The 23,985-nt window shown below is 77.9% G+C and carries 25 protein-coding genes; 13 read left to right on the top strand and 12 right to left on the bottom strand.

Features of this window, described 5'->3' with window-relative positions:
- Window positions 1–22 precede the first annotated feature (22 nt).
- On the bottom strand, window positions 23–1,282 hold the full coding sequence (gene mftD / locus ACI78R_RS09115) for a pre-mycofactocin synthase MftD (protein WP_457040458.1): 1,260 nt from the start codon (window positions 1,280–1,282) through the stop codon (window positions 23–25).
- 172 nt (window positions 1,283–1,454) lie between these two features.
- The gene (locus ACI78R_RS09120) at window positions 1,455–1,598 is read right to left on the bottom strand and encodes a hypothetical protein (RefSeq protein ID WP_175562841.1); all 144 of its coding nucleotides are present in this window, start codon (window positions 1,596–1,598) and stop codon (window positions 1,455–1,457) included.
- 160 nt (window positions 1,599–1,758) lie between these two features.
- Here ACI78R_RS09120 and ACI78R_RS09125 point away from each other — a divergent pair, with 160 nt between their 5' ends.
- From ACI78R_RS09125 to ACI78R_RS09135, 3 genes are read left to right on the top strand one after another with little or no spacing between them, the layout of a single operon-like run.
- On the top strand, window positions 1,759–2,568 hold the full coding sequence (locus tag ACI78R_RS09125) for a dienelactone hydrolase family protein (protein WP_245794490.1): 810 nt from the start codon (window positions 1,759–1,761) through the stop codon (window positions 2,566–2,568).
- Complete coding sequence (locus tag ACI78R_RS09130) at window positions 2,565–3,665, top strand: CaiB/BaiF CoA transferase family protein (RefSeq protein WP_073420106.1); 1,101 nt, start codon at window positions 2,565–2,567, stop codon at window positions 3,663–3,665. Before ACI78R_RS09125 ends, ACI78R_RS09130 begins: the two co-directional genes overlap by 4 nt.
- A gap of 47 nt (window positions 3,666–3,712) precedes the next feature.
- The gene (locus ACI78R_RS09135; protein WP_073420714.1) at window positions 3,713–4,477 is read left to right on the top strand and encodes a crotonase/enoyl-CoA hydratase family protein; all 765 of its coding nucleotides are present in this window, start codon (window positions 3,713–3,715) and stop codon (window positions 4,475–4,477) included.
- Here the strand turns inward: ACI78R_RS09135 and ACI78R_RS09140 are convergent.
- Complete coding sequence (locus ACI78R_RS09140) at window positions 4,474–5,574, bottom strand: LacI family DNA-binding transcriptional regulator (protein WP_457040459.1); 1,101 nt, start codon at window positions 5,572–5,574, stop codon at window positions 4,474–4,476. The genes ACI78R_RS09135 and ACI78R_RS09140 overlap by 4 nt on opposite strands.
- Before the next feature lie 51 nt (window positions 5,575–5,625).
- Between ACI78R_RS09140 and ACI78R_RS09145 the strand changes: the two genes are divergently transcribed.
- From ACI78R_RS09145 to ACI78R_RS09160, 4 genes are all read left to right on the top strand, one after another.
- On the top strand, window positions 5,626–6,975 hold the full coding sequence (locus ACI78R_RS09145) for an MFS transporter (RefSeq protein WP_457040460.1): 1,350 nt from the start codon (window positions 5,626–5,628) through the stop codon (window positions 6,973–6,975).
- A gap of 35 nt (window positions 6,976–7,010) precedes the next feature.
- Entirely contained in the window at window positions 7,011–8,153 is a 1,143-nt protein-coding gene (locus ACI78R_RS09150) for a thiolase family protein (RefSeq protein WP_457040461.1), read from the top strand.
- A 185-nt stretch (window positions 8,154–8,338) separates the two neighbouring features.
- On the top strand, window positions 8,339–9,148 hold the full coding sequence (locus ACI78R_RS09155) for an acyl-CoA thioesterase (RefSeq protein ID WP_457040462.1): 810 nt from the start codon (window positions 8,339–8,341) through the stop codon (window positions 9,146–9,148).
- 56 nt (window positions 9,149–9,204) lie between these two features.
- Entirely contained in the window at window positions 9,205–9,804 is a 600-nt protein-coding gene (locus ACI78R_RS09160) for a YceI family protein (RefSeq protein ID WP_336027159.1), read from the top strand.
- A 14-nt stretch (window positions 9,805–9,818) separates the two neighbouring features.
- On the opposite strand, the gene ACI78R_RS09165 is transcribed toward ACI78R_RS09160, so the two are convergent.
- The 4 genes from ACI78R_RS09165 to ACI78R_RS09180 all read right to left on the bottom strand — a co-directional run bounded on the left by ACI78R_RS09165 (window position 9,819) and on the right by ACI78R_RS09180 (window position 12,554).
- Entirely contained in the window at window positions 9,819–10,331 is a 513-nt protein-coding gene (locus ACI78R_RS09165) for an ANTAR domain-containing protein (protein ID WP_457040463.1), read from the bottom strand.
- A gap of 69 nt (window positions 10,332–10,400) precedes the next feature.
- A complete protein-coding gene (locus ACI78R_RS09170; RefSeq protein ID WP_457040464.1) occupies window positions 10,401–10,949 on the bottom strand; it encodes a dihydrofolate reductase family protein in 549 nt (182 codons plus the stop codon).
- On the bottom strand, window positions 10,946–11,887 hold the full coding sequence (locus tag ACI78R_RS09175) for a helix-turn-helix domain-containing protein (protein WP_457040465.1): 942 nt from the start codon (window positions 11,885–11,887) through the stop codon (window positions 10,946–10,948). Before ACI78R_RS09175 ends, ACI78R_RS09170 begins: the two co-directional genes overlap by 4 nt.
- A gap of 55 nt (window positions 11,888–11,942) precedes the next feature.
- Window positions 11,943–12,554: a TetR/AcrR family transcriptional regulator gene (locus tag ACI78R_RS09180; RefSeq protein ID WP_457040466.1), complete on the bottom strand. Its 612-nt coding sequence runs from the start codon at window positions 12,552–12,554 to the stop codon at window positions 11,943–11,945.
- A gap of 59 nt (window positions 12,555–12,613) precedes the next feature.
- Between ACI78R_RS09180 and ACI78R_RS09185 the strand changes: the two genes are divergently transcribed.
- Complete coding sequence (locus tag ACI78R_RS09185) at window positions 12,614–13,021, top strand: RidA family protein (protein WP_073420097.1); 408 nt, start codon at window positions 12,614–12,616, stop codon at window positions 13,019–13,021.
- A 6-nt stretch (window positions 13,022–13,027) separates the two neighbouring features.
- Here ACI78R_RS09185 and ACI78R_RS09190 read toward each other — a convergent pair whose 3' ends face one another.
- Window positions 13,028–15,283, bottom strand: a complete 2,256-nt coding sequence (locus ACI78R_RS09190) for a xanthine dehydrogenase family protein molybdopterin-binding subunit (protein ID WP_457040467.1) — start codon at window positions 15,281–15,283, stop codon at window positions 13,028–13,030.
- A gap of 64 nt (window positions 15,284–15,347) precedes the next feature.
- On the opposite strand from ACI78R_RS09190, the gene ACI78R_RS09195 reads away from it, so the two are divergent.
- Genes ACI78R_RS09195 through ACI78R_RS09210 form a run of 4 tightly spaced genes read left to right on the top strand, consistent with a single transcriptional unit; the run spans window position 15,348 to window position 19,170 of the window.
- Window positions 15,348–16,211: an FAD binding domain-containing protein gene (locus tag ACI78R_RS09195; protein WP_457040468.1), complete on the top strand. Its 864-nt coding sequence runs from the start codon at window positions 15,348–15,350 to the stop codon at window positions 16,209–16,211.
- On the top strand, window positions 16,211–16,699 hold the full coding sequence (locus tag ACI78R_RS09200; RefSeq protein ID WP_457040469.1) for a (2Fe-2S)-binding protein: 489 nt from the start codon (window positions 16,211–16,213) through the stop codon (window positions 16,697–16,699). Before ACI78R_RS09195 ends, ACI78R_RS09200 begins: the two co-directional genes overlap by 1 nt.
- Before the next feature lie 49 nt (window positions 16,700–16,748).
- On the top strand, window positions 16,749–18,281 hold the full coding sequence (locus ACI78R_RS09205; protein ID WP_457040470.1) for an MFS transporter: 1,533 nt from the start codon (window positions 16,749–16,751) through the stop codon (window positions 18,279–18,281).
- 25 nt (window positions 18,282–18,306) lie between these two features.
- Entirely contained in the window at window positions 18,307–19,170 is an 864-nt protein-coding gene (locus tag ACI78R_RS09210) for an NAD(P)-dependent oxidoreductase (RefSeq protein ID WP_457040471.1), read from the top strand.
- Here ACI78R_RS09210 and ACI78R_RS09215 read toward each other — a convergent pair.
- Window positions 19,167–19,742: a vitamin K epoxide reductase family protein gene (locus ACI78R_RS09215; protein ID WP_217651202.1), complete on the bottom strand. Its 576-nt coding sequence runs from the start codon at window positions 19,740–19,742 to the stop codon at window positions 19,167–19,169. The two genes, ACI78R_RS09210 and ACI78R_RS09215, sit on opposite strands and share 4 nt — an antisense overlap.
- A gap of 138 nt (window positions 19,743–19,880) precedes the next feature.
- Between ACI78R_RS09215 and ACI78R_RS09220 the strand changes: the two genes are divergently transcribed.
- Window positions 19,881–21,317, top strand: a complete 1,437-nt coding sequence (locus tag ACI78R_RS09220; protein ID WP_457040472.1) for a radical SAM domain-containing protein — start codon at window positions 19,881–19,883, stop codon at window positions 21,315–21,317.
- On the opposite strand, the gene ACI78R_RS09225 is transcribed toward ACI78R_RS09220, so the two are convergent.
- Genes ACI78R_RS09225 through ACI78R_RS09235 form a run of 3 tightly spaced genes read right to left on the bottom strand, consistent with a single transcriptional unit; the run spans window position 21,302 to window position 23,984 of the window.
- Window positions 21,302–22,339: an ABC transporter ATP-binding protein gene (locus ACI78R_RS09225; RefSeq protein ID WP_457040473.1), complete on the bottom strand. Its 1,038-nt coding sequence runs from the start codon at window positions 22,337–22,339 to the stop codon at window positions 21,302–21,304. The genes ACI78R_RS09220 and ACI78R_RS09225 overlap by 16 nt on opposite strands.
- Window positions 22,336–23,130 (bottom strand): ABC transporter permease, encoded by a 795-nt coding sequence (locus tag ACI78R_RS09230; RefSeq protein WP_083628536.1) that lies wholly within the window; start codon window positions 23,128–23,130, stop codon window positions 22,336–22,338. Before ACI78R_RS09230 ends, ACI78R_RS09225 begins: the two co-directional genes overlap by 4 nt.
- Window positions 23,127–23,984, bottom strand: a complete 858-nt coding sequence (locus ACI78R_RS09235) for an ABC transporter permease subunit (RefSeq protein WP_457040474.1) — start codon at window positions 23,982–23,984, stop codon at window positions 23,127–23,129. The genes ACI78R_RS09230 and ACI78R_RS09235 overlap by 4 nt, the downstream gene beginning before the upstream one ends.
- Window position 23,985 lies beyond the last annotated feature (1 nt).

Below are 23,985 nucleotides of genomic sequence, written 5' to 3' on the forward strand. Positions count from 1 at the left end.
GGCAGCGGCCCCGGACCCGGGCTCAGGCGCTCTTCGGGCGGCGCGGTCGCGTGGAGGCCTTCGGCGCCGCCGGGGCGGTCGCGACCGGTGCGTCGTCGCCGGGGACGCCGAGGCGCCGCTCGAAGCCGGGCGGGACGACGACGTCGTCGCGGGACAGGTCGGCGGCGGACTCGCGGGCCAGGCCGGTGAGCGCCGAGCCGAGGCCGTCGCGGAGCAGGTCGAGGACGTTCTCGACGCCGGCCTGCCCGTTGGCCGCGAGGCCCCACAGGTAGGCGCGGCCGATCATCACGGCCTTGGCGCCCAGGGCCAGGGACTTGGCGACGTCGGAGCCGCGGCGGATGCCGCCGTCGAGCAGGACCTCGACCTGGTCGCCGACGGCCTCGGCGATCGCCGGGAGGGCGCGGATGGAGGCCGGGGTGCCGTCGAGGTTGTTGCCGCCGTGGTTGGACACCGAGATGGCGGTGACGCCGGCGTCCACGGCCCGCTTGGCGTCGTCGACGCGCATGACGCCCTTGAGCATGAACGGCTTGTCCGTGCCCCACAGCTCGCGCAGCCAGGCGACGTCCTCCCACGTGGGCATGGGCGACTGCATCCACGCGCCGTAGGCGCCGAAGAAGGTCGGCGGGGTCTCCGAGGGGTCGCCGACCATGTTCGGCACGCTGAGGTCGGGCAGCTTCATCGTGCGGGCGAACTGCAGCAGCCAGCGCGGCCGGAGCGCCACCTGCGGGGCGTAGCGGCGGACGGCCTCGAGGTCGATCTTCTCGGGGATGAAGGGGGAGCCCCAGTCCCGGCCGTAGGCGAAGGACCAGTCGAGGGTGGCGATCAGCCCGGCGGCGCCGGCGCGGCGGGCGCGCTCGACCTTGGCGGCCATGGTGTCGCGGTCGCCGACCCAGTAGAGCTGGAAGAAGGTCTTCGGGTTGGCGGCGATGACCTCCTCCATCGGCTTGCTGGCCATCGACGACAGGCCCATGGCCACGCCGCGGGTAGCGGCGGCGCGGGCGACGGCGACCTCGCCGTCGGGGTGCACCGCCTGCACGCCGGTGGGGCTGATCAGCACCGGCATGGAGACCTCCTGGCCCATGACGGTGGTGGTCATCTGCCGGGCGTTGGCGAGGCCCGCGGTGTGCGGGGCGAAGCCGAGCTCGTCGAAGGCCCGCAGGTTGTCGTCGACGGTCAGGCCCTTCTCGGAGCCGGCGACCAGGGCGCCGTAGACGCCCTTGGGCAGCCTGCGCTTCGCCCGCCGCTGGGCCTCGGCCACGGTCTCGAACCACGCGTTCGCCACTGTCGTCTCCGTCCGCTCGGCCCCTGACCCACCGCCGGTGGCACTGAGTGCCACCCTAGCGCCGCGGATGTCGCGCAGGCCACACCCCAGGACGACGCGACCCCCCGGCCGGAGGGCCGAGGGGTCGTGGGGAGCGGCCGGCGCGGGGCCGGCCGTGCTCAGTGGCGGGGGCTCAGCGGCGCGCGGCCAGCGCGGCGATCTCGTGCGCCGACTCCAGCGTCGGGGCGGAGGCCAGGGCGCGGGCGATCTCGCGGTCGTCACGGCGACGGGCGCGGGTGGCGCGGGCGGAGTCCAGGGCGGAGCGCAGGCGGGTCATGACGGGTCCTCCTCGTGCGACGGTCGACGGCGACGGTCGCTCCCGGCCGTTGCCGGCGGGCCCCGCGGTGTCGTCCCGGTCACAGAAAACCGGCTCCGACCTGCTGGGTCTGCATCTCCAACTGTCCTCCTTGAGGACCGTCCGCGCCAGCCCCCCGGGCGTGATCCGCGCGTCACCCGGCCCGGTGGGACGGCGGTCACACCGCGGCGCTAGCGTCGGCCGCGCCGCACCGTCCGCGACCCGGGAGGCCGTCCTGCCCAGCACCGTCGTCCCCGGCGGCGTCAGCACGCCGCAGCTGTCCGCGCACCTCGCCGTCCCGCCGGTGGGGGAGGGGCCCTGGCCGGGCGTCGTGGTCGTGCACGAGGTCTTCGGGCTCACCGACGACGTCCGCCAGCACGCGGACCGGCTCGCCGCCGCGGGCTACCTCGCGGTCGCCCCCGACCTGTTCAGCGCCGGCGGGAAGCGCCGCTGCCTGCGCTCGACGTTCCGCGCGCTGAACAGCGGGCAGGGCCCGGCGTTCGGCGACCTCGAGGCCGCCCGCCGCTTCCTCGCCGACCGCGACGACTGCACCGGCCGGATCGGGGTGCTCGGTTTCTGCATGGGCGGCGGCTTCGCGCTCATGGGCGCCACCCGCGGCTTCGACGTCGCCGCGCCCAACTACGGCTTCCTGCCGAAGGACGCCGAGCGGGTGCTCGCCGGCGCCTGCCCGGTCGTCGCCAGCTACGGCCGGCGCGACGTCGCGCTGCGGGGCACCGCCGCCCGGCTGGAGCGGATCCTCACCGATGCCGGTGTCCCGCACGACGTGCACGAGTACCCCGGCGCCGGGCACTCCTTCCTGAACCACCACAACGCGGGGCCGTTCACCGCGCTGGAGAAGGTCGTCGGCGTCGGCTACCACCAGCCCTCGGCCGAGGACGCCTGGGGCCGCATCCTGCGCTTCCTCGATCGGCACCTGCGGAGCGCGGCGTGACCGGCCCGCTCGCGGGCCTGCGCGTGGTCGAGCTCGGCGGCATCGGCCCCGGCCCGCACGCGGCGATGGTGCTCGCCGACCTCGGCGCCGACGTCGTCCGGGTGGAGCGGCCCGCCGGCGGTCTGCGGATGTCCGAGGGCGGCCGCGACGTCGTGATGCGCGGCCGGCGCCCGGTCGCCGCCGACGTCAAGACCGACGAGGGCCGCGAGCTCGTGCTCTCCCTCGCCGCGCACGCCGACGTGCTCGTCGACGTCTTCCGGCCCGGCGTCGCCGAGCGCCTCGGCCTCGGCCCCGACGCCTGCCACGAGCGCAACCCCGGGCTGGTCTACGCGCGGATGACCGGCTGGGGTCAGGACGGGCCGTGGGCGCAGCGGGCCGGGCACGACGTCAACTACCTGTCGCTCACCGGCACGCTGGCGGCCCTCGGTCACCCGGGCGAGACGCCGCGGGCGCCGCTGAACCTCGTCGCCGACTACGCCGGCGGCTCGATGCTGCTGCTGGTCGGCATCCTGTCGGCGCTGCACGAGCGGACCGTGTCGGGCTGCGGGCAGGTGGTCGACGCCGCGATGGTCGACGGCGTCGCGCTGGTCTCGCAGCTCATGTGGTCGATGCGCGGCATGGGCGTGTGGTCCGACCGGCCCGGCACCAACCTGCTCGACGGCGGCGCGCCCTTCTACGACGTCTACCCCTGCGCCGACGGCCGGTTCGTCGCGGTCGGGGCGCTGGAGCCGCAGTTCTACGCCCAGCTGCTCGCGGGCCTCGGCCTCGCGGACGCGGGCCTGCCGGCGCAGATGGATCCCGGCGGCTGGCAGCGGCTGCGCGAGGAGTTCACCCGCGCCTTCGCGGCGGAACCGCGGGAGCACTGGGAGCGGGTGTTCGAGGGCACCGACGCCTGCGTCACCCCGGTGCTCGAGCCGGGCGAGGCGCCGGCGCACCCGCACCTGGCCGCCCGCGGCACGTTCACCGAGGTCGGCGGGGTGGTGCAGGCGGCGCCCGCCCCGCGCTTCTCGCGCACGCCGCCCGGTCCCGCCGCGCCGGTCGCCGACGGCCCGGCCGACGCCGCCGCCGTCGTGGCGGAGTGGTCGCGGCCCCGCTGACGGGGCCGCACGAGCCCGCGGTCCGCCGCGGAGGAGGGGGCACGCCCGTGTCCGAACCGGTCCTGGTCGAGCGCCGCGGCGCCGTGCAGGTCATCACGATCAACCGGCCCGAGGCGAAGAACGCCCTCGACGCCGCCGTGGCGCGGGGCGTCGCCGCCGCCGTCGACGAGCTCGACGCCTCCGACGAGCTGCGGGCCGGCGTCCTCACCGGCGCGGGCGGCACCTTCTCCGCCGGCATGGACCTCAAGGCGTTCCTGCGCGGCGAGCGGCCGGCCATCGAGGGCCGCGGGCTGTGCGGCATCACCCAGACCCCGCCGCGCAAGCCGCTCCTGGCCGCCGTCGAGGGCTGGGCGCTGGCCGGCGGTTTCGAGCTGGTGCTCGCCTGCGACCTCGTCGTCGCCGGCCGGGGGGCCCGCTTCGGTGTGCCGGAGGTGAGCCGCTCGCTGGTGGCCGCCGCCGGCGCCGCGCTGTTCCTGCCGCGGCGGATCCCGCAGGCGATCGCGATGGAGATGCTGCTGACCGGGCAGCCGGTCGACGCGGAGCGCGCGGCCGCCGTCGGGCTGGTCAACCGGGTCGTCGACGACGGCGGCGCGCTGGAGGCCGCCGTCGAACTGGCCGGCGTGATCGCCGCCAACGGCCCGCTCGCGGTGGCGGCGACCAAGCAGATCGCCCGCTCGACCGCCGACTGGACCGCCGAGGAGGGCTGGGCCCGGCAGCAGGAGCTCATCGAGCCGGTGTTCTCCTCCGAGGACGCGCGCGAGGGCGCGACCGCCTTCGCCGAGCGCCGCGCCCCGGTCTGGCGCGGCCGCTAGTCCTCCGGCGGCAGGCCCGTCGTCGCCCGGACGACGAGCTCGGTGGGGAGCGTGAGCGGGGGCGGCGCCGGGCGGCCGGCGATCGCGTCGAGCAGCGCGGCCGCCGCCGCCCGGCCCTTCTCCCGGACCGGCTGGCGCACGGTCGTCAGGCCGAGGCCCGCGGCCGGGGCGGCGTCGTCGAACCCGGCGACCGACAGGTCCTCCGGGACGCGCAGCCCGCGGCGGGCGGCCACCGCGAGTGCGCCCTCGGCGAGCCGGTCGCTCAGGCACAGCAGCGCCGTCGGCGCGGGGGAGAGGCCGAGCACCGCCTCCGCGCCGGCGGCGCCGACGTCGGGGGTGCTGTCCTCGCCGTGCCACACCGGCACCGCCGACCAGTCCAGCCCGGCCCGCTCGACGGCGTCGCGGTAGCCGGCCAGCCGGTCGCGGGTGACGGCGTAGGTGGCCGCGTCCTGCACGCCTGCGCCGGCCAGGCCGCGCTCGATCGGCTCGGCGTGCATGCCGAAGGAGACGACGGCGATCCGCCGGTGCCCGAGGGCGAGCAGGTGCTCCGCGACCCCGGCCGCGGCGGCCCGGTCGTCGACGCCCACCCACGGCGTCCCGGGCGCCCCGAGCTCCGCCAGCCGGGCGGGCCGGGGCTGGTCGACCACGGCCAGCGGCAGCCCGCGGGCGGCGGCCGCGGCGAGCAGCGGGTCGTCGTCGCCCAGGGAGCAGACGACCAGCCCGTCGACGACGGCGCCGTGCACGGCGGCGAGCCGGCGGCGGGCGTCGGTGGACCCCGGCACCAGCAGCAGCCCCGCGCCGGCGGGCTCGGCCACCGCGGACGCGCCGGCCAGCAGGGCGAGCGCAACCGGGTCGTCGAAGGCGTAGGACAGGCCGTTGTCGTAGGCGACGCCGATCGCGCCGACCCGCCCGCGGCGCAGCCCGGCCGCCAGCGGGTTCGGGCCCGGGTAGCCGAGCCGGCGGGCGGTGTCCAGCACCCGCTCGCGCAGCTGCGGGGAGAGCTGGTCGGGCCGGGAGAAGGCGTTGGAGACCGTCTTCGCCGACACCCCGAGCTCGGCGGCGACGTCGCGCAGCGTCCTCGGGCGGTCGGCGGGCACGGTCCCATCCTGCGCGCTTCATCGATGAAGAAGACGGGTAGGGGTGCCCGCATGCCCCCGGGAGCCGCCCCTCCGCGGGCCGCGCGCGGCGCGGTGGCCGTGCTCTGCGCGGTCCAGTTCACCGACGTCCTCGGCACCACGCTGGTGGTGGCCGCGCTACCGGCGGTGCTCGCCGACCTCGGCGCCCCGCCGTCGGCGGCCACGCCCGTCGTCACCGTCTACTCCGTCCTCTTCGGCGCGCTGCTCGTCCTCGGCGCCCGCCTCGGCGACCGGTACGGCGCCGTGCGCGTGCTGCAGGCCGGGCTGGTGCTGTTCGGGCTGGCCTCGCTGGCGGCGGCGACCGCCCCGTCGGTGGGGGTGCTCGTCGCCGCCCGCGGCGTCCTCGGCGCCGCGGCCGCGCTGTCGGTGCCGCCGGCGCTGCGGCTGCTCACCGCCGCCGCCCCGGACGGGGAGCCGCGACGCCGCGCGCTGGCCGCGTGGAGCGCCGCCGGTGCCGCCGCGGGCGCGGCCGGGCTGGTCCTCGGCGGGGTGCTCACCGACCTCGCCGGCTGGCGGACGCTGTTCTGGCTGTCGGTGCCGCTCGCGGTGGCCCTGCTCGCCGCGGTGCGCGCCACCGCGCCCGCGGCGCCGCGGCAGGCCGCCGGGCGGCTCGACGTCGCCGGCGCGGCGGTGCTCGCGGCGTCGGTGGCCGCCGTCGTCGGCGGGGCCGCGCTGCTCGAGCACGGCGGGCACCGGGCGGCCGGCGGACTGCTCGTGGCGGCCGGCGCCGCCCTGGCCGCGGCGCTGCCCGCGGTCGAGCGCCGCGCCGCGGACCCGCTGCTGCCCCCGGCGGCGCTCCGGCACCCGGGCCTGCGGGCCGGCGCGCTCGCCTCGGCGGCCAACACGGCCGCCACGTCGTCGGCGGTCACCCTCGCGACGCTGCACCTGCAGGACGAGGCCGGGTTCGGGCCGACGGCGGCCGGGCTGGCACTCGTCCCGTTCAGCCTGTGCGTGGTCGCGGGCGCCGCCCTGGCCGCCCGGGTGCTGCGCCGCACCGAGCCCCGCACGGCCGCCGCGGCGGGCCTCGCCGTCATCGCCGTCGGCGACGCCGGGCTGCTCGGGGCGCTGCTCTCGCCGTGGGCGGTGCCGGTGGCGGCCGCCGTCGCGGGGCTGGGCATCGGGCTGTCGTCGGTGGCGGCCACGTCGCTGGGCACCTCCGTCCCGTCGGAGCTGCAGGGCACCGCGGCCGGGGTGGTCAACACCGCCGCCCAGCTCGGCACCGCGCTGGGCGTCGCCGTCGTGCTGCTCGTCGCCGGTGCGGCCGGCGCGGCGGCGGGCTGGCTCACCGCCGCCGCGGTCGCCCTGGCCGTGGCCGCGGCGCTGCTCCGGTCCCGCGGCCGGGCCGCCGCGGACCGGGGTTAGTGTGCCGGGCACCACACCAGTCGAGGGGAGCAACGATGCGTGACGCGGTGATCGTGGAGGCGGTGCGCGCGCCGGTGGGCAAGCGCAACGGCGGCCTGTCCGGGGTGCACCCGGTCGACCTGTCGGCGCACGTGCTGACGTCGCTGGTCGAGCGGGCGGGCCTGGACCCGGCGCAGGTCGACGACGTGATCTGGGGCTGCGTCTCCCAGGTGGGCGAGCAGACCTTCGACATCGCCCGCACCGCCGTGCTCGCCGCGGGCTGGCCGGAGACCGTGACGGGCGTGACCGTCGACCGGCAGTGCGGCTCCTCGCAGCAGTCGGTGCACTTCGCCGCCGCGGGCCTGGTCTCGGGCCAGTACGACGTCGTCGTGGCCGGCGGGGTCGAGTCGATGTCGCGGGTGCCGATGGGCAGCGCCCGGCAGGACGCCAACCCGTTCGGCAGCCGGTTCGCCGAGCGCTACGGCGGGGTGAAGATCAACCAGGGCCTGGGCGCGGAGGAGATCGCGCGGCGCTGGGGCCTGTCGCGGCAGCAGTGCGACGAGTTCTCCGTTGCCAGCCACGAGAAGGCCGCCGCCGCCCGCGCCGAGGGCCGCTTCGACGCCCAGATCGCCCCGGTCACCACGCCCGACGGCACGGTCGTGAGCCAGGACGAGGGCATCCGAGAGTCCACGGTGGAGAAGCTCGGCTCGCTCAAGCTGGCCTTCAGCGAGGACGGCGTCATCACCGCCGGCAACTCCTCGCAGATCTCCGACGGGTCGGCCGCGCTCCTCATGACCACGTCGGAGAAGGCCGCCGAGCTCGGCCTGCGCCCGATCGCCCGCGTGCACACCGCCGTCCTGGCCGGGGCCGACCCGGTGATCATGCTGACCGCGCCGATCCCGGCGACCCAGAAGGCGCTGGAGAAGTCGGGGCTGTCGATCGACGAGATCGGCGCGTTCGAGGTGAACGAGGCGTTCGCGCCGGTGCCGCTGGCCTGGCTCGCGGAGATGGGCGCCGACACCAAGGCGCTCAACCCCAACGGCGGCGCCATCGCCCTCGGCCACCCGCTCGGCGGCTCGGGCGCGCGGATCATGACGACGCTCGTGCACCACATGCGCGACAACGGCATCCGCTACGGCCTGCAGACGATGTGCGAGGGCGGCGGCCAGGCCAACGCCACCATCCTCGAGCTGCTCTGACCCCGCCGGGTCCGCCTCCCGCGCGCGGGAGGCGGCCCTGGCTCCGCTCCTGGGGTGTTCCCCGGTCTCCGGGGGCCCTGCAGGACCCCGGGAGCGCGGGATCGACCCCAGGAGCCGCCCCCGCACGAGCCCGGGCCCGGGGTCGCCTGCAGCGGCGGCCCCGGGCCCGGTTACGTTCGGCGGCCGTGAGCGCCGACGCCGGGGACCCCACGCTGCTCGACGTGCTGACGCTCGAGGAGCTGGACCGCGACCTCTACCGCAGCACCCTGCTGTTCGCCGACCCCTTCCCGCTGTACGGCGGCCAGGTCGCGGCGCAGGCGCTGCTCGCCGCCGGCCGCACGGTGGCCCCCGACCGGCTGCCGCACTCGCTCCACGGCTACTTCCTGCGCAGCGGCGACGCCGCGCGGCCGGCGGTCTTCCACGTCGACCGCGACCGCGACGGCGGCTCGTTCTCCGCCCGCCGCGTCGTGGCCGTGCAGGGCGGCGAGGTGGTGCTGTCGATGTCGGCGTCGTTCCAGGCGCCCACCGCCGGACCCGACCTGCAGGTGGCCGCCGCGCCCGCCGCCGAGGACCCCGCCGACGCCGAGCCGGTGCAGCTGCCGCGGCTGTTCTCCTTCGAGGGCCGCCGCCCCTCGCAGCCCTATCCGGACGCCTCGTGGCCCACCCGCTTCTGGGCCCGCGCCACCGTGCCGCTGCCCGACGACCCGCTGCTGCACGCCTGCGCGCTGCTCTACCTCTCCGACATCGGCACGGGCCTCTCGGCGCTGCCGGAGGACGAGGCGGCGCCCGGGCCGACGCTGGACCACGCCGCCTGGTTCCACCGCCCGGCCCGGCTCGACGAGTGGGTGCTCATGGACCTGGTCCCGCACACGGTGGCCGGCGGCCGCGGCTGGTACACCGGTGCGGTGACCACCGCCGACGGGGTGCTGGCCGCGAGCCTGACGCAGGAGACGCTGTTCCGGCCGGGCCGCAACCCGTTCCGTCCCGGCCGCTGACCGTTCCGCCGGGACACCTGCGAGGATGGTCAGCCAGCGAGGGGGAGGGATCTGACGTGGCGAAGCACCGGGCACCCGATGGTGGCCCCACCGACTTCGACGCGGCCACGGCCGCGCTGGCCGACGTCTCGGGTGACTACGTCATCGACGTCGCGCACACCCGCATCGGCATCCGTGCCCGGCACGCGATGGTCACGACGGTCCGGGGGTCGTTCACCGACTTCGCCGGGGAGGCGCACCTCGACGTCGCCAAGCCCGGCGCGAGCTCGGTGGCCATCCGCATCCGGACGGCGAGCATCGACACCGGCCAGGCCGACCGCGACGCGCACCTGCGCTCGCCGGACTTCCTCGACGTCGAGCGGTGGCCGGAGATCGTGTTCGCCTCCACCGAGGTCGAGCAGCTCGACGACGAGGTCTACGAGGTCACCGGTGACCTGACCATCCGCGACGTGACCCGCCCGGTCACGGTGGAGTTCGCGCTGACCGGCTCGGCGAAGGACCCGTTCGGCAACACCCGGGTCGGCTTCGAGGGCGCGCTGGCGATCAAGCGCAGCGACTGGGGCCTGACCTGGAACACGCCGCTCGACACCGGCGGCGTGCTGGTCAGCGACCGGATCCAGATCGAGTTCGACGTCTCGGTGATCCGCTCCGCCTGACGGCTCCGGGCGGGTCAGCGGCGCGGGCGCTGCCCCGTGGCGGGCAGCGTCCCGGTCCACAGCACGTCCTCGGCGACGTCGCGCAGCTTGCGGTTGGCGTGGCTGCTGGCGGTGCGCAGGGCGTCGAAGGCCTGCTCGGCGGTCAGCCGACGGGAGGCCATGAGGACGCCGATCGCCATGCCGATGCGCCGGTTGGAGCCCAGCGCCGCCCGCAGGCCCTCGTTCTCCGCCTCCAGGTCGCGCAGGCGCGCCCGCAGCACCGCGGTCCCGGCGTCCGGCATCGCCGGGATGCGGGGCACGTCAGGGGCGGGCAACGGGCGCAGCGAGCGGTGCCGCTCGGCGATCCGCTGCAGGGAGGCCCGCGCGCGCTCGCGGCCCTCGGCGGCGTCGGCGCGCACGGCGCGGGCCCAGGCGGCCAGGACGGCGCCGTCGCGCGCGGGATCGGCCGACCGGCCGGCCGCGCTGAGCAGGGTGCCGTCGGGCTCGCCGGCGGTGAGGGCGCCGAGGGGATCGGACGGGGCGGCCACCGGCGACCTCCTCGGATCCGGGCCGGCTGACCTCCCCAGTCTGCCGCGCCCGGCGCCGGCGTGCCCTGCTCAGTCCCCGCCGGGACGGACGACGTCGTAGCGGACGACGGCGAACTCGCCGTTCTGCGCCACCTCGCGGGTGACCAGCTCGACGTGCGCCGGCAGCAGCGGCATGCCCGCGCCCAGCGTGACCGGCGCGATCGACACGACCACCTCGTCGAGCAGCCCTGCCTCCGCGAACCGCGCGGCCACCGGCCCGCCGCCGACGATCCACACGTCGAGGTCGCCGGCCGCGGCGACCATCTCGGCGTGCAGCGCCCGCAGCTCCCCGTCGGTGTCGGCGGCGGTGAACCGGATGTCGCGGCCCTCGTAGGGCGTCAGCTGCCGGTGGGTGAGCACCCACGCGGGCTGGTCGTAGGCCCAGTCCTCGCCCTGCCGCTGCACCCACTCGTAGGTCGAGGCGCCCATCACCAGCGAGCCGACGGTCTTCTCGAACGCCTTGTAGCCCAGGGCGCCCTCGTGGTCGGCCTCGCGGGTCAGGAGCCAGTCCAGCGAGTGCTCGGCGCTCGCGATGAAGCCGTCGAGCGTGGTGGCGGTGTAGTAGACGGTGCGGGTCATCGGTTCCTCCGGGTCAGCCAGTCGAGGGGGTCGCCGGTGTCGACGGCGACACCGGCCGCGCGCAGCCAGGTCCGCGCCAGCAGGCGGCGGTGCGCGGAGTAGGTGAGGACGTGCGCCACGACGCCGGCGAGCACGAAGCTCTCCGGCGGGTCGCAGAGCGCGTCGACGAGCCGGTCGTTCCAGGCGCCGCGCCGGGCGACGTCGCGCACGGCCGCGAGCCACCGGGGCGCGACGGCGGCGTGCCGGTCGAGCAGGGTGGCGACGTCGTCGCCACCGCGGGCCGGGGTGTCGCGGCCCTCGATCGAGGCGACCCAGACCTCCAGCGTCCACACCTCGTGGTCGAGGACGGCGGCCAGCGTCTCCTCCGGCCCGTCCCAGGGCAGCACCTCGGCCCCGGGCGCGCGCACCCGCCGGTACTCCTCGTCCGGCAGGCCCTTCGCCAGCTCCAGCAGCCCCCGGGTGTCCTCGACGCCGTGGTGCACCAGCAGCGCGGTCACCTCGTCGCCGCGGCGCACCGGCTCGTCGGACACCCACAGCGACGCCGGCGGGTGGAAGTGCAGGCCGTTGGGCGCCGGCAGCCAGTGCGCGTCACGCCCGCCGGCCGCCCCACCGGCCCCGTCCCCGGCCCCGGTCACGGCGCTCGGCGGGGACCCGTAGGCGCGGGCGAAGGCGCGGCTGAACCCCTCGACCGACTCGTAGCCGGCGGCGAAGGCGGCGTCGGTCACGCTCGCGCCCTGCCGCAGCTGCCAGGCCGCGCGCTCGAGGACCACCCGCCGGCGCAGCGCGACCGGCGACTCGCCGGCCCCGCCGGACACCTGGCGGCTGAAGTGGAACGGGGAGGCGTAGGCGTCGCCGGCCATGTCGGCGAGCGAGCGGTTGTCCTCGTCGAGGACGGCGTCGAGCAGTTCGCGCAGGCGGTCACGTCCGGGCGGGGTCACGACGACGAGTCTGGCGAGCCGGGGGCCTCCCGCGCCCGACCGATCTTGCGCCGTCTCAGCCGGCCGCCCAGGCGCGCTCCACGGAGGCGCGGCAGCGGTCCGGGTCGTCGCCCGCCGCCGTCAGCAGCGCGACGGTGGTGGCGGACGCCTGCGGTGCGAGGACCGCGGCCGGCAGCACGCCCTGCACCACGAGGGAGACCAGCCCGTGCCCGGCCGCCCAGGAGCGGGTGGCCAGCGCCAGGGGGTCGGTGCCGGGGTCGAGCCGGCCCTCGTCGCGGGCGCGGGCGACGGCGTCGACCAGCCGCTGGAAGGTGGCGTCGGCGGCCGCGGCGTCGGCCAGGTCGGCGCGGGCGTCGAACATCGCGCGGTACAGCTCCGGGGCCTCCAGCGCGTTGCGGGCGTAGGCGACGCCGTGGGCCGCCACGTCGTGCACCGGGTCGCCGGTTCGGGGGACGGCGGCCAGCCGGGCGGCGAGCCGGGTGAAGCCCTCCTGCCGCACCGCGCTCCACAGCCCCGGCATCCCGCCGAAGTGCGTGTAGACGGCCATGGTCGAGGCGCCCGTCCCCTCGACCAGCGCGCGCAGCGTCACCGGCTCCCGGGCGGCGAGCATCCGCGCCGCCCGCTCGACCAGCAGGGACCGGAGTGCGGGATCGGGTCTTCGGGGCACTGGCGCACCGTAGCATAGCGCTGCTATGTTACGGCCCCCGCCACTCCCGAGGAGGAACCGTGACCGTCCAGCTGATCGACCCGCCCGGCCTGCCCGTCCCCGGCGTCTACCGGCAGATGGCCGTGGCCACCGGCAGCCGCACCGTCTACCTGGCCGGCCAGGTCGCCCGCACCGCCGAGGGGGAGCCGGTCGGCGCCGGCGACCTCGCGGCGCAGACCGAGCAGGCGTTCCTCAACGTGGCCACCGCGCTGGACGCCGCCGGCGGCACGGTCGACGACGTCGCCAAGCTCGTCCTGTACGTCGTCGACTGGAGCCCCGACAAGCTGGCTGCGCTCGGCGAGGGCGTGGCCCGGGCGTCGGCCCGGCTCGGCCGCGACCTGACCCGGCCGGTCACCCTCATCCCGGTGGCCGCGCTGGCCGAGCCGGACCTGCTCATCGAGGTCGACGCCACCGCCGTCCTCGACTGACCGCCGTCACCGGCCCCGGAGCGCCCGCCAGACGGTCTCCGGGGTCAGTGGCATGTCCACCGAGTCGACGTCGAGGGCGTCGCAGACGGCGTTGACCACCGCCGGCGGCACCCCGATGCACCCCGCCTCGCCGGCGCCCTTCGCGCCGAACGGCTGGTTCGGGTTGGGCACCGCGGTCTCCTCCAGCTGCACCGGCGGCACGTCGGCGGCGGTGGGCAGCAGGTGGTCGAGCAGCGAGGTGGCCGCCGGGCGGCCGTCGGGCGCGGTGACCGCCTCCTCGGTGAGCGCCTGCCCGAGCCCCTGGGTGACCGAGCCGTAGCCCTGGCCGTCGACGAGCAGCGGGTTGACCACCACGCCGTAGTCGTCGACGGCGACCAGCCGCTGCACGTCGACGACGCCGAGGTCGGGGTCGACCTCCACCACCGCGGCGTAGGCGCCGTAGGGGAAGGCCTGCGGCGGGGTGAAGGACTGCTCGCCGGTGAGCGGGCCGGTGGCCGCCGCGACCTCGGCCAGCGTCATCGGCTGCGCGCCGGGCGCCGACAGGACCCCGGCGGCGTAGGAGACGGCGTCGTCGGCGGTGCCGCGGTGCACGGCGAACCGGCGGCGGGCCTCCTGCACCAGCCGCTGCGCGGCGTGCCACAGCGCGCCGCCGCCGACCTGCATCGACCGGCTGCCGAAGCTGCCGAACCCGTCGGGCACCTCGGCGGTGTCGCCCTGCACGACCCGGACGGCGTCGAGGTCGACGTCCAGCGCCGCCGCGACCACCTGCGCGAACGACGTGAGATGCCCCTGCCCGGTCGACTGCGAGCCGGTGCGCGCCACCACGGTGCCGTCCGGGCAGGCCTCGACCGCGCCGTACTCGGGGGTGTGCGGCGCCGCCCCGGACCGCTCGACGTAGGTGGCCAGCCCGATGCCCAGCGGCCGCCCGCCGTCGGCGCGGCGGCGGGCCTGCTCGGCGCGGACGTCGTCGTACCCCACCTCCGCGAGCAGTCTCTCCAGCGCCGCGCCGTAGTCGCCGGAGTCGTACGTGCGGCCGGTCGGCGTCTCGTACGGGAGCTCGTCGGGGCGGAGGAGGTTGCGCCGGCGGAGCTCGGCGGGGTCCATCCCGAGCCGGCGGGCCAGCAGGTCCACCGTCCGCTCCACCGCGTAGGCCGCCTCCGGGCGCCCCGCGCCGCGGTAGGAGGAGCTGGGCGGCGTCGTGGTGAGCACGCAGGTGGCCCGCGCGCCCACCCGCGGCGTCCGGTACGCGCCGGTGGCCATCCCGACGGTGAAGGACGGCACCTGGGCACCGGTGTGCGGATAGGCGCCGAGGTCGGCGAGCACGTCGAGCGAGTAGGCGAGGATCCGGCCGTCGGCGTCGGCGGCCATGCGCGTGACCTGGTCCTGGCCGCGCCCGCGGGTGGCCGCCGTCATCGCCTCGATGCGGTCCTCCGACCAGCGCACCGGCCGCCCGGTCAGCCGGGCGAGCGCCACCGCGACGACGTACTCGGGATAGCCCTGGCTCTTCGCGCCGAACGCGCCGCCGGTGGCCGGCACGACCACCCGCACCTGCCGCGGGTCGAGCGCGAACGCCTCGGCCAGCGCCCCGCGCAGGCTGTGCGGCGCCTGGTGGGACACCCACACGGTCCCCCCGCCGCCGTCGTCGGGGCGGGCCAGCACCGCGCGGCCCTCCAGCGAGGTGGGCAGCAGCCGGGGCTGGCGGAACCGGCCCTCGACGACGACCGGCGCGCCGGCGAACGCGTCCGCGAGGTCGTCGGGCGTCTCGTCGGAGGTGTGCACCTGCGCCACGTTGTCGCGGCCGTCCCAGAGCCGCGGGGCGTCGTCGGCCAGCGCCGCGCGGACGCCGAGCACCGGGGGCAGCTCCTCGACGTCGAGGACGACCCGGCGGGCGCCGTCCTCGGCGTGCGCCCGGCTGTCGGCGGCGACCACGGCCACCGGCTGGCCGACGAAGCGCACCCGGTCGGCGGCCAGCGCGGCCCAGTCCCGGCCGGCCAGCGCGCCCCGGCCGGCCGGCGGCACCGGGGTGGGCGGCAGGCCGGGCAGGTCGGCGGCGGCCCAGGCGCCGGCGACGCCGGGCACCTCCCGCGCGGCGGTCACGTCGGCGCCGCGCAGCCGCCCGTGCGCCACCGGGCTCCGGACGAACGCGAGCTCCAGGACCGGGGCGCCGACGTCCGCGGCGGTCAGGTCGGCGACGGTGCGGGCGCGACCGGTCAGGAGGTCGGCGTCCTCCCGGCGCGGCAGCGGATCGCCGAGACGGCGCATGACCCGACCCCTTCCGTGGGCACTGTTGCCCGGTGCACCTACCCGATCGCCGGCCGGGGAAGCCGTGAAGCTCCCGCCGATCAGCTACCGCCGGGCCGGCTCCGCCGACGAGGCGGTCGCGCTGCTGGCCGAGTCGGGCGACGACGCGGCGGTGCTCGCCGGCGGGCAGAGCCTGCTGCTGGAGCTGCGCTACGGCGACGTGCGCCGCGGCGTCCTGGTCGACCTCGCGGGCGCGGCGGACCTCGCCGGCCTGGCCGTGGCCGACGGCGAGCTGCGCCTGGGCGCGCTGGTCCGGCACGCCGCCGTCGAGCGGCTGGAGCTCGACGACCCGCTCGCGCGGCTGCTGCGCCGCGCGGCCGCCTACGTGGCGCACCCGCCGATCCGGGCTCGGGGCACCTTCGCCGGGTCGCTGGCCTGGGCGCACCCGGCCGCCGAGTGGTGCGCGCTGGCCCGGGCGCTGGACGCGCGGATGACCGTGCGCGGCCCGGCGGGGGAGCGGGAGGTCGCCGCCGCCGACTGGTTCCGCGGGCCGCACCGCACGCAGCGCGCCCCGGACGAGGTGCTCACCGCGGTGACGCTGCCGCTGCTCGGCGCGGGTGCCGGCGTCGGGTTCGCCGAGCTGCGCCGCACCTCCGGCAGCTTCGCGCTGGCCGCCGCCGGCTGCGCCGTGCACGTCGCGGCCGGCCGGGTGACGCGGGCCCGCATCGGGCTGGCCAACGCCGCCGGCGTCCCCGTGCGCGCGGCGGAGGCCGAGGCGGCCCTGGTGGGCAGCGACGGGTCCCCGGAGGCGGTGTGCGCGGCCGCCGACGCCGCGGCCGCCGCGGCCGACCCGGCGTCCGAGCCGCACTGCTCGGCGGAGTACCGGCGGCACGCGCTCGGCGTGCTCACCGCGCGGGCGCTCACCGAGGCGCTGGGGGAGGCGGCCTGATGGACGTGCGGATGACCGTGAACGGGCAGCCGCGGCGGGTCGCCGTCGAGGCCCGCGACTCCCTCGCCGACGTCCTGCGCGACGGCCTCGGCCTCACCGGCACCAACCTCGCCTGCGAGCACGGGGTGTGCGGCTCGTGCACCGTCTCGGTCGACGGCGAGGCGGTGCGCTCCTGCCTCGTGCTCGCGCTGCAGTGCGAGGGGTCCGAGGTGCGCACCGTGGAGGGGCTGGCCGACGGCGACCGGCTCTCCCCGCTGCAGGAGGCGTTCTCCGCCGAGCACGGGCTGCAGTGCGGCTTCTGCACGCCGGGCTTCCTCACGCTGCTGCAGCAGGCCCTCGACGACGACCCCTTCCTGGACCGGGACGAGCAGAAGCTGACCGAGCTGCTGGCCGCGAACCTCTGCCGCTGCACCGGCTACGTCGGCATCCGCCGCGCCGTCGTGCGCGCGGCCCGGGCCGGCCGCGGCGAGCCGCCCGCGGCCGACTGACACCCGCCGATCCCGCCATCCGCACCCGCACCACCCCGGAAGGACCCCCGTGCCACCCCGAGCCCAGACCGACGCGCCCCCCTGCGCCGCCCCCGGCGACGAGTTCCGCCCCGACCCGAAGCGCTGGTCGGCGCTGTCGGTGACGCTCGTCGTCGGCTTCATGACCCTGCTCGACGTCAGCATCGTGTCGGTGGCCCTGCCCTCGCTGCAGACCGACCTCGGTGCGACGCCGGCGACCGTGCAGTGGGTGGTCTCGGGCTACGCGCTCACCTTCGGCCTGGTGCTCGTGCCCGCGGGCCGGCTCGGCGACGCTCTCGGCCGGCGCCGGCTGTTCCTCGTCGGCCTCGCCGGGTTCGTGCTCTCCAGCGCGGCCGCGGGCGCGGCGCCGTCGGTGGGCTGGCTGATCGCCGCCCGGCTGGTGCAGGGCCTGGCCGCGGGCTGCCTCGCGCCGCAGAACTCCGCGCTCATCCAGCAGCTGTTCCGCGGGCCCGAGCGCGGGCGGGCGTTCGGCCTGTTCGGCGCCACGGTCGGCATCTCGACCGCCGTCGGGCCCATCGCCGGCGGCGCGATCCTCGGCCTCGCGTCCGGCCCCGACGGCTGGCGGTGGCTGTTCTACGTCAACGTGCCGATCGGCGTCGTCGCCTTCGCCCTGGCGCTGCGGCTGCTCCCGCGCGGCGGCAGCGGCGGGCGCGGGCACATCGACGGCGTCGGCGTCGCCCTGCTCGGCGCCGGGGCGCTCGCGGTGCTGTTCCCGCTGGTGCAGGCCGAGTCCGGCGGGCTGTCGCGGCTGTGGTGGCTGTTCCCCGTCGGCGCCCTGCTGCTGGCGCTGTTCGTGGCGTGGGAGCGGCGGGTGGTCGCCCGCGACGGGCAGCCGGTGTTCGACCCGCGGCTGGTCACGCAGACCCGCGGCTACGGCATCGGCGCGGCGCTGGGCACCGTGTACTTCGTCGGGTTCAGCGGCATCTGGCTGGTCTTCGCCCTGTTCTTCCAGACCGGCCTGGGCTACACGCCGCTGCAGTCCGGCCTGGCGGTCACCCCGTTCGCCATCGGCTCGGCGTCGTCGGCCGTGGTCGCCGGGCGCCTGGTCGAGCGGTACGGGCGCCGGCTCACCGTGATCGGGCTGGCCGTCGTCATGGTGGGCCTGGCGGCGGCCGCGGTCGTGCTGCTGGTCGTCCCGCCGTCGGCGGCCGGCTGGGCGGTCGCGCCGGCGCTGCTGCTGGGCGGCATCGGTGGCGGGTTCGTCATCTCGCCCAACATCACGATGACCCTGCGCGACGTGCCGGTGTCGATGGCCGGCTCGGCGGGTGGCGGGCTGCAGACCGCGCAGCGCTTCGGCGCCGCGATCGGCACCGCGGCGCTGCCCGGTCTCTTCTACCTGGTGCTGTCGGCCACCGGCGACCACCCAGCGGCGGCCGCCGCGGGGCTGGCCGTGTCGGTGCTCGGCGCCGGCGCCGCGCTCGTGCTCGGCGTCGTCGACCTGCGCCGGTCGCGGGCGGAGGACGCCGCCGCTGCCGCGGAGCAGCCCGACGAGCGGCACGGCCCCGACGGCGTGCACAGCCACGGCCACGCCGCCCACCACTGACCCGCACGAGACCGAGGAGACCCGCATGACCGGACCGACGGTGGCCGTGCTCGGCACCGGCACGATGGGCGCGGGGATGGTGGGCTCGTTGCGGCGGGCCGGCCTGCCCGTGCGGATGTGGAACCGCGACGCGGCGAAGGCGCGGGCGCTCACCGACACCGGCGCGGAGGCCCTCGGGTCACCGCGCGAGGCCGCCGAGGGCGCCGACGTCGTGCTCACCATGCTGCTCGACGCCGACGCGGTGCTCGACGTCGTCCGGCAGGCCGCGCCGGCCGCCGGCACCACCTGGCTGCAGTGCTCCACGGTCGGCGTCGAGGGCGCCGACCGCACCGTCGCGGCCGCCCGCGAGCTGGACCTCGTGCTCGTCGACTGCCCGGTGCTCGGCACCCGGCGACCGGCGGCGGAGGGCGCGCTCACGATGCTGGCCTCCGGCCCGGAGGAGGCCCGCGGGCCGCTCGCGCCCGTGCTCGACGCCCTGGGCTCGAGGACCCTGTGGCTCGGCGAGGCCGGGCAGGGCAGCCGGCTCAAGATGGCCTGCAACTCGTGGCTGTTCATGCTCACCGCCGGCACCGCGCAGGCCGTTGCGCTCACCCGCGCGCTCGGCCTGGACCCGCGGCGTTTCCTCGACGCCATCGACGGCGGCCCGGTCGACTCGCCCTACGCCCACCTCAAGGGCGGGCTGATGATCGACGGCGACTTCCCGCCGAGCTTCGGCCTGACCGGCGCGGCCAAGGACGCCCGGCTCATCCGCACCGCGCTGCGCGACTCCGGCGTCGACGACCGGCTCACCGCCGCGGTGCTCGAGACGATGGAGGCGGCCGCCGGCCGCCTCGAGGACCCGGGCGCCGTGGACATGGCCGCGCTGGTCCGCGGCCTCGAGGCCGGCTAGCCGCGCAGCGCCCGCCAGGCGGCCCGGGCCTCCGGGAGCACCTGCGGCACCATCGCCAGCGTCAGCGCCGAGGCGGCGGTGCAGTAGGTGCACACCCGCCGGTGCCGGGTGACCTGCTCGGCGGTGAGCAGCAGGGCGCCGGCCGCGTCGGCGGCGACCTTGGCGGCGGTGGCCAGCGCCAGCCACGGCGGGCGGCCGTCCCGGCCCGCGGTGGCCAGCGCCAGCGTGGCGGCGTAGCTGGCGATGCCCAGCGCGGAGTCGGGCACCAGGCCCAGCCGGTAGGCCTCGCCGGAGGCGTCCACCCGGTCGGAGTCGAGGAACGGCAGCGGCGGGTCGGGCAGGTGCCGCAGGAGGCCCGCCTGGTAGGCCGCGACCGGCACGAACGAGGCGATCGCGCCGAGCGCCAGCCCGGCGACCCGGCGCCGGCGGGTCAGCAGCGGGGAGTCCCGGCGGCGCAGGTCGTCGCTGACGGCCTCGGCGGCGGCGCTGGAGCGGCGGCCGATGCCGCCCGAGCCGCCGCTCGCGGCGGCCGGCGGCCCGGCGGGACGGGAGCGCAGCGGGGATCGGGTCACGGGGTCCTCCTCGGATCGGGCCCTCTCGGGATACCGCGGACCGGCGGGGCCAACCCGGCCGCGCGCTGCACGTCGGCCCGATCCCGGGGATAGTCGCGGGCGCGGGCCGGGACGCGGCCCACGGGGAGGCGAGCGCGGATGACCCGCAGCAGCAGCACGGCGACGGCGGCACGGGTGCGGGCGTGGGTCCGCGGCGCCCGGGAGGCGACCCGGCCGGTGCCCCGGCTCAAGGCCGCGGCGCTGGCCCGGCGCTGGGCGGAGCTGCCGGAGTCCGCCCGCACGCCCGCCCAGCTCGTCGGCCGCCACGCCGTCGGCTGCGAGGGCACCCACGGCGTCTTCCCGAAGTGCGACTTCACCTGCACGCCCTGCTACCACTCGGCCGACGCGAACAAGGTGCGCGTCGACGGCGGCCACACCGTCGCCCAGGTCGAGGCGCAGATGGCGCTGCTCGAGGAGCTGCGCGGCCCGCACGGCCACGCCCAGCTGATCGGCGGCGAGGTGAGCCTGCTCGACCCCGACGCCCACGCCGAGACGCTGCTGGCCATGCGCCGGCACGGCCGCGAGCCGATGAGCATGACCCACGGCGACTTCTCCGAGGACTACCTGCGCCGGCTGGTGCTCGGGCCGGACGGGCGGCCGCGGCTGCGGCGGGTCTCCTTCGCCGCGCACATGGACTCGCTGATGCGCGGGCGGCGTGGGCTGCCGCGGCCGCGCAGCGAGGCCGACCTCCTGCCCTTCCGCCGGGCCTTCGTCGAGATGTTCCGGCGGCTGCGCGACGAGCACGGCGTGCGCTCCTACCTGGCGCACAACATGACGGTGACGCCGAGCAACCTCGGGCAGGTCGCCGAGGTCGCCCGCACCACCCCGCCCCTGGGCTACGACATGATCAGCTTCCAGCCCGCCGCCTTCGTCGGGGACCAGCGGCGCTGGAAGGAGGGCTTCCGGGAGCACACCTCCGACGACGTGTGGGCCGAGGTGGAGCGCGGCATGGGCACCCGGCTGCCGTGGCGGGCGCTGCAGATGGGCGACCCGCGGTGCAACCGCACGGCGTGGGGCTGGCTGGTCGGCGAGCGGTTCGTCCCCGTCCTCGACGACACCGACCCGCGCGACCTCGCCGTCCGCGACGCCTTCCTCGCCCGCTTCGGCGGCCTGCAGGTCAGCAACACCCCGCCGTTGGTGCTCGTGCCCCGGTTGCTGCGCGCCGTCGCCGCCAACCTCGGGGTGCTGCCGCTCGCCCTCGGCTGGCTGCGGCGGGCGCTGCGCCGCTCGGGCGGCGTCCGGGCGCTGGTCCGCGCCCGCGGCCGGGTCCGGCCGTTCACCGTGGTCATGCACTCGTTCATGGACGCCGCCGAGGTCGCCCCGGCGTGGGAGCTCATGGAGCGCGGCGAGGTGGCCGAGGACCCGGCCGTCCGCGCGGTGCAGGAGCGGCTGGGCGCCTGCGTGTACGCCATGGCCCACCCCGAGCAGGGCCGCACCGTGCCCGCCTGCGTCCAGCACTCGGTGCTCGACCCGGCCGAGAACCGCGAGCTGCGCAAGCTCCTGCCGCTGGTCGAGGTGCGTCAGCCGGTGGCCTGAGGCACCACCCAGCGCTGGTCGGGCGGCAGCACCAGCCCGACGGCGTCGCCGGGGGCGGGCGTGCGGCCGGGGCCCGTCTCTGCGGACAGCGGCCCGGCGGGCGTGGTGACCTCGACCCGCCACCGGGCGCCGCGCGGCGTCACCCGGGTGACCGTCCCGGTGGCGTCGCCGTCCGCCGGCCCGGTCAGCGCGACCGCCTCCTGCCGCACCACCAGGACGCCGGGGCCGTCGGCGGAGGTGCACGGCAGCGCGAGCCGGCCCAGCGCCGACACGTGCGCGCCGCGCTCCACCGCGCCGGGCACCTCGTTGACGCCGCCGAGGAACCGGCTGACGGCGAGGCTCGCCGGGCGGGTGTGCAGCTCGCCCGCGGGCGCGGCCTGGGCGATGCGGCCGTCGAGCAGCACCGCGACGGTGTCGGCGACCGCGGCGGCCTCCTGCCGGTCGTGGGTGACCAGCAGGACGGTGGGGGAGACCGCGCCGCGCAGGTCGGCGAGCAGCCGGTGCATCCCCTCGCGGACGCCGGGGTCGAGCGCGCTGAACGGCTCGTCGAGCAGCAGCACGGCGGGCGCCGCGGCCAGCGCCCGGGCCAGCGCCACCCGCTGCTCCTGGCCGCCCGACAGCGTCGCCGGGCGGCGTCCGGCCAGGTCGGCGAGCCCGACGAGGTCCAGGTACCCGGCGGCCTCCGCCCGCGCCGCCCGGCGCCGCCGCCCGGCCACGGCCAGCGGGAACGCGACGTTGTCGAGGACCGACAGGTGCGGGAACAGCCGCGGTCGCTGGCCGACCAGCGCGGTGCCGCGCCGCTCGGGCGCCAGCCCGGTCAGGTCCCGCCCGCCGGCGCTCACCCGCCCGGCGTCGGGGGTGTCCAGGCCCGCGACCAGCCGCAGCACCGTGCTCTTGCCCGTGCCCGACGGTCCGAGCAGCGCCACCACCCCGCCGGCGGGGACGGTGAGGTCGACGCCGGCGAGCACCGCGGCGCCGCCGAACCGGCGGACCAGGCCGTCGAGCACCAGGTCGGTGCTCACCGGGCGCCCCGCCGGGCGAGCAGCGCGGTGGCCGCGAGGAGCAGCAGCGGCGGCACGACGGCGGTGAGCGACACCGCGGCGACGACGGCGTCGTTGCCGGTGGCCGACGACAGCGCCCCGACGAGCATCGGCAGCGTGACCAGCTGCCCGCCGCCGACCACCAGCGTGACCACGTAGTCGCTCCAGCCGACGAGGAAGGCGAGGAAGGCGGCGGTGGCCAGGGCGGGCGCCGCGAGCGGCAGGTGCACCCGCAGCAGCACCGCCCGCGGGCCGGCGCCGAGCGTGCGGGCCTCCTCCTCGAAGCCGACGTCGTAGCCGGCGTAGGCCGAGCGCATGACGAACACCGTGTAGGGCAGCGCCGAGACCGACAGCACCAGCACCAGGGCCACCGTGCCGGGCACGCCGGCGCGCAGGGTGAGCGTGGTCAGCCCCATGACGACGGCGAACGGCGGCACCGCCACCGGCGCGAGCAGCAGCGCCTCCACCAGCCGCCGGGCCGGCACCCGGTGCAGCGCCAGTGCCCGCCCGGCCATCGCGCCGGCCGGGGTGGCCAGCGCGGCGACGGCGAGCCCGAGGAGCACCGAGCGGCCGAGCGCCCCGCCCGCGCCCTGGCCGGCCGCCTGCCGCCAGCCGGTGAGGCCCCAGTCGGTCGGCAGCACCGCCGGGAAGGGCCACCGGTCGGCGGCCGCCCAGAGCAGCAGCGGCACGAGCGGCACGGCCAGCCAGGCGAGGGCCAGGGCCACCCGCGGGGCGACGGCGGCGCGCCGCCACGCCGGGGCCGCGCGGGTCACCGGACGGCCCGGGCGGTGCGCGCGGTGCGGGCCAGCAGCGCCGCGGTGACCAGCAGACAGGCCAGCGCGAGCGCCGTCGTGACCACCGCGACGGCCAGCGCCTGCTCGCGGCGGGCGAGGTCGACGTCGGTCCACAGCCGGTAGGCCAGCACCGGCAGCGGCTCGGGGTAGCTGCGGCCCAGCAGCCAGGCGACGTCGTAGGAGCCGAGCACGTAGGCGAAGGTGACCCCGCCCGCGGCGACGGCGGCCGGCGCGGCCATCGGCAGGGCGACCCGGCGCAGCCGCTGCCACGGCCCCGCGCCCAGGGTCGCGGCGGTCTCGTCGAGCTCCCGCTCCCCGGCGGCCAGCGCGGCGAGCACCACGAGCGCGACGAACGCCGACTCCTTCCACGCGTACTCGGCGACCACCGCGACCCACAGCGGCCCGGCGACCAGCGGGGGGAACGACTCCGCGCCCAGCGCCCGCGCGGCCAGCCCGGAGTCGGCCAGCAGCAGCCCGACGGCGGCCGCCCCCACCAGGTGCGGCACGGGCACGGTCGCCGCGGCCGCCGCGCGCAGCAGCCGCCCGCCGAGCCGGGTGGTGCGGGCCAGCAGCGCCGTGCCCAGGCCGACGGCGAGGGCCAGCGCGGTGCTCGCCGCCGCGACGCCGAGGGACACCCGGAGCCCGTCGAGCAGGGCCCGGTCGCCGGCCAGCGCGCGGTAGGTCGCCGTCGTCGGGTCCGGCTCGCCGACCACCGGCATCAGGCCGGTGCTCTGCAGGACCGCCACGGTCAGGGCGGCGCCGAGCACGGCCGCCGTGGGGAGCGCGGCCGGCAGCAGCAGGAGCAGCGCGCGACGGGGGCCCCTCGCCGGCACG

This window comes from Geodermatophilus sp. SYSU D01106, assembly GCF_054049995.1.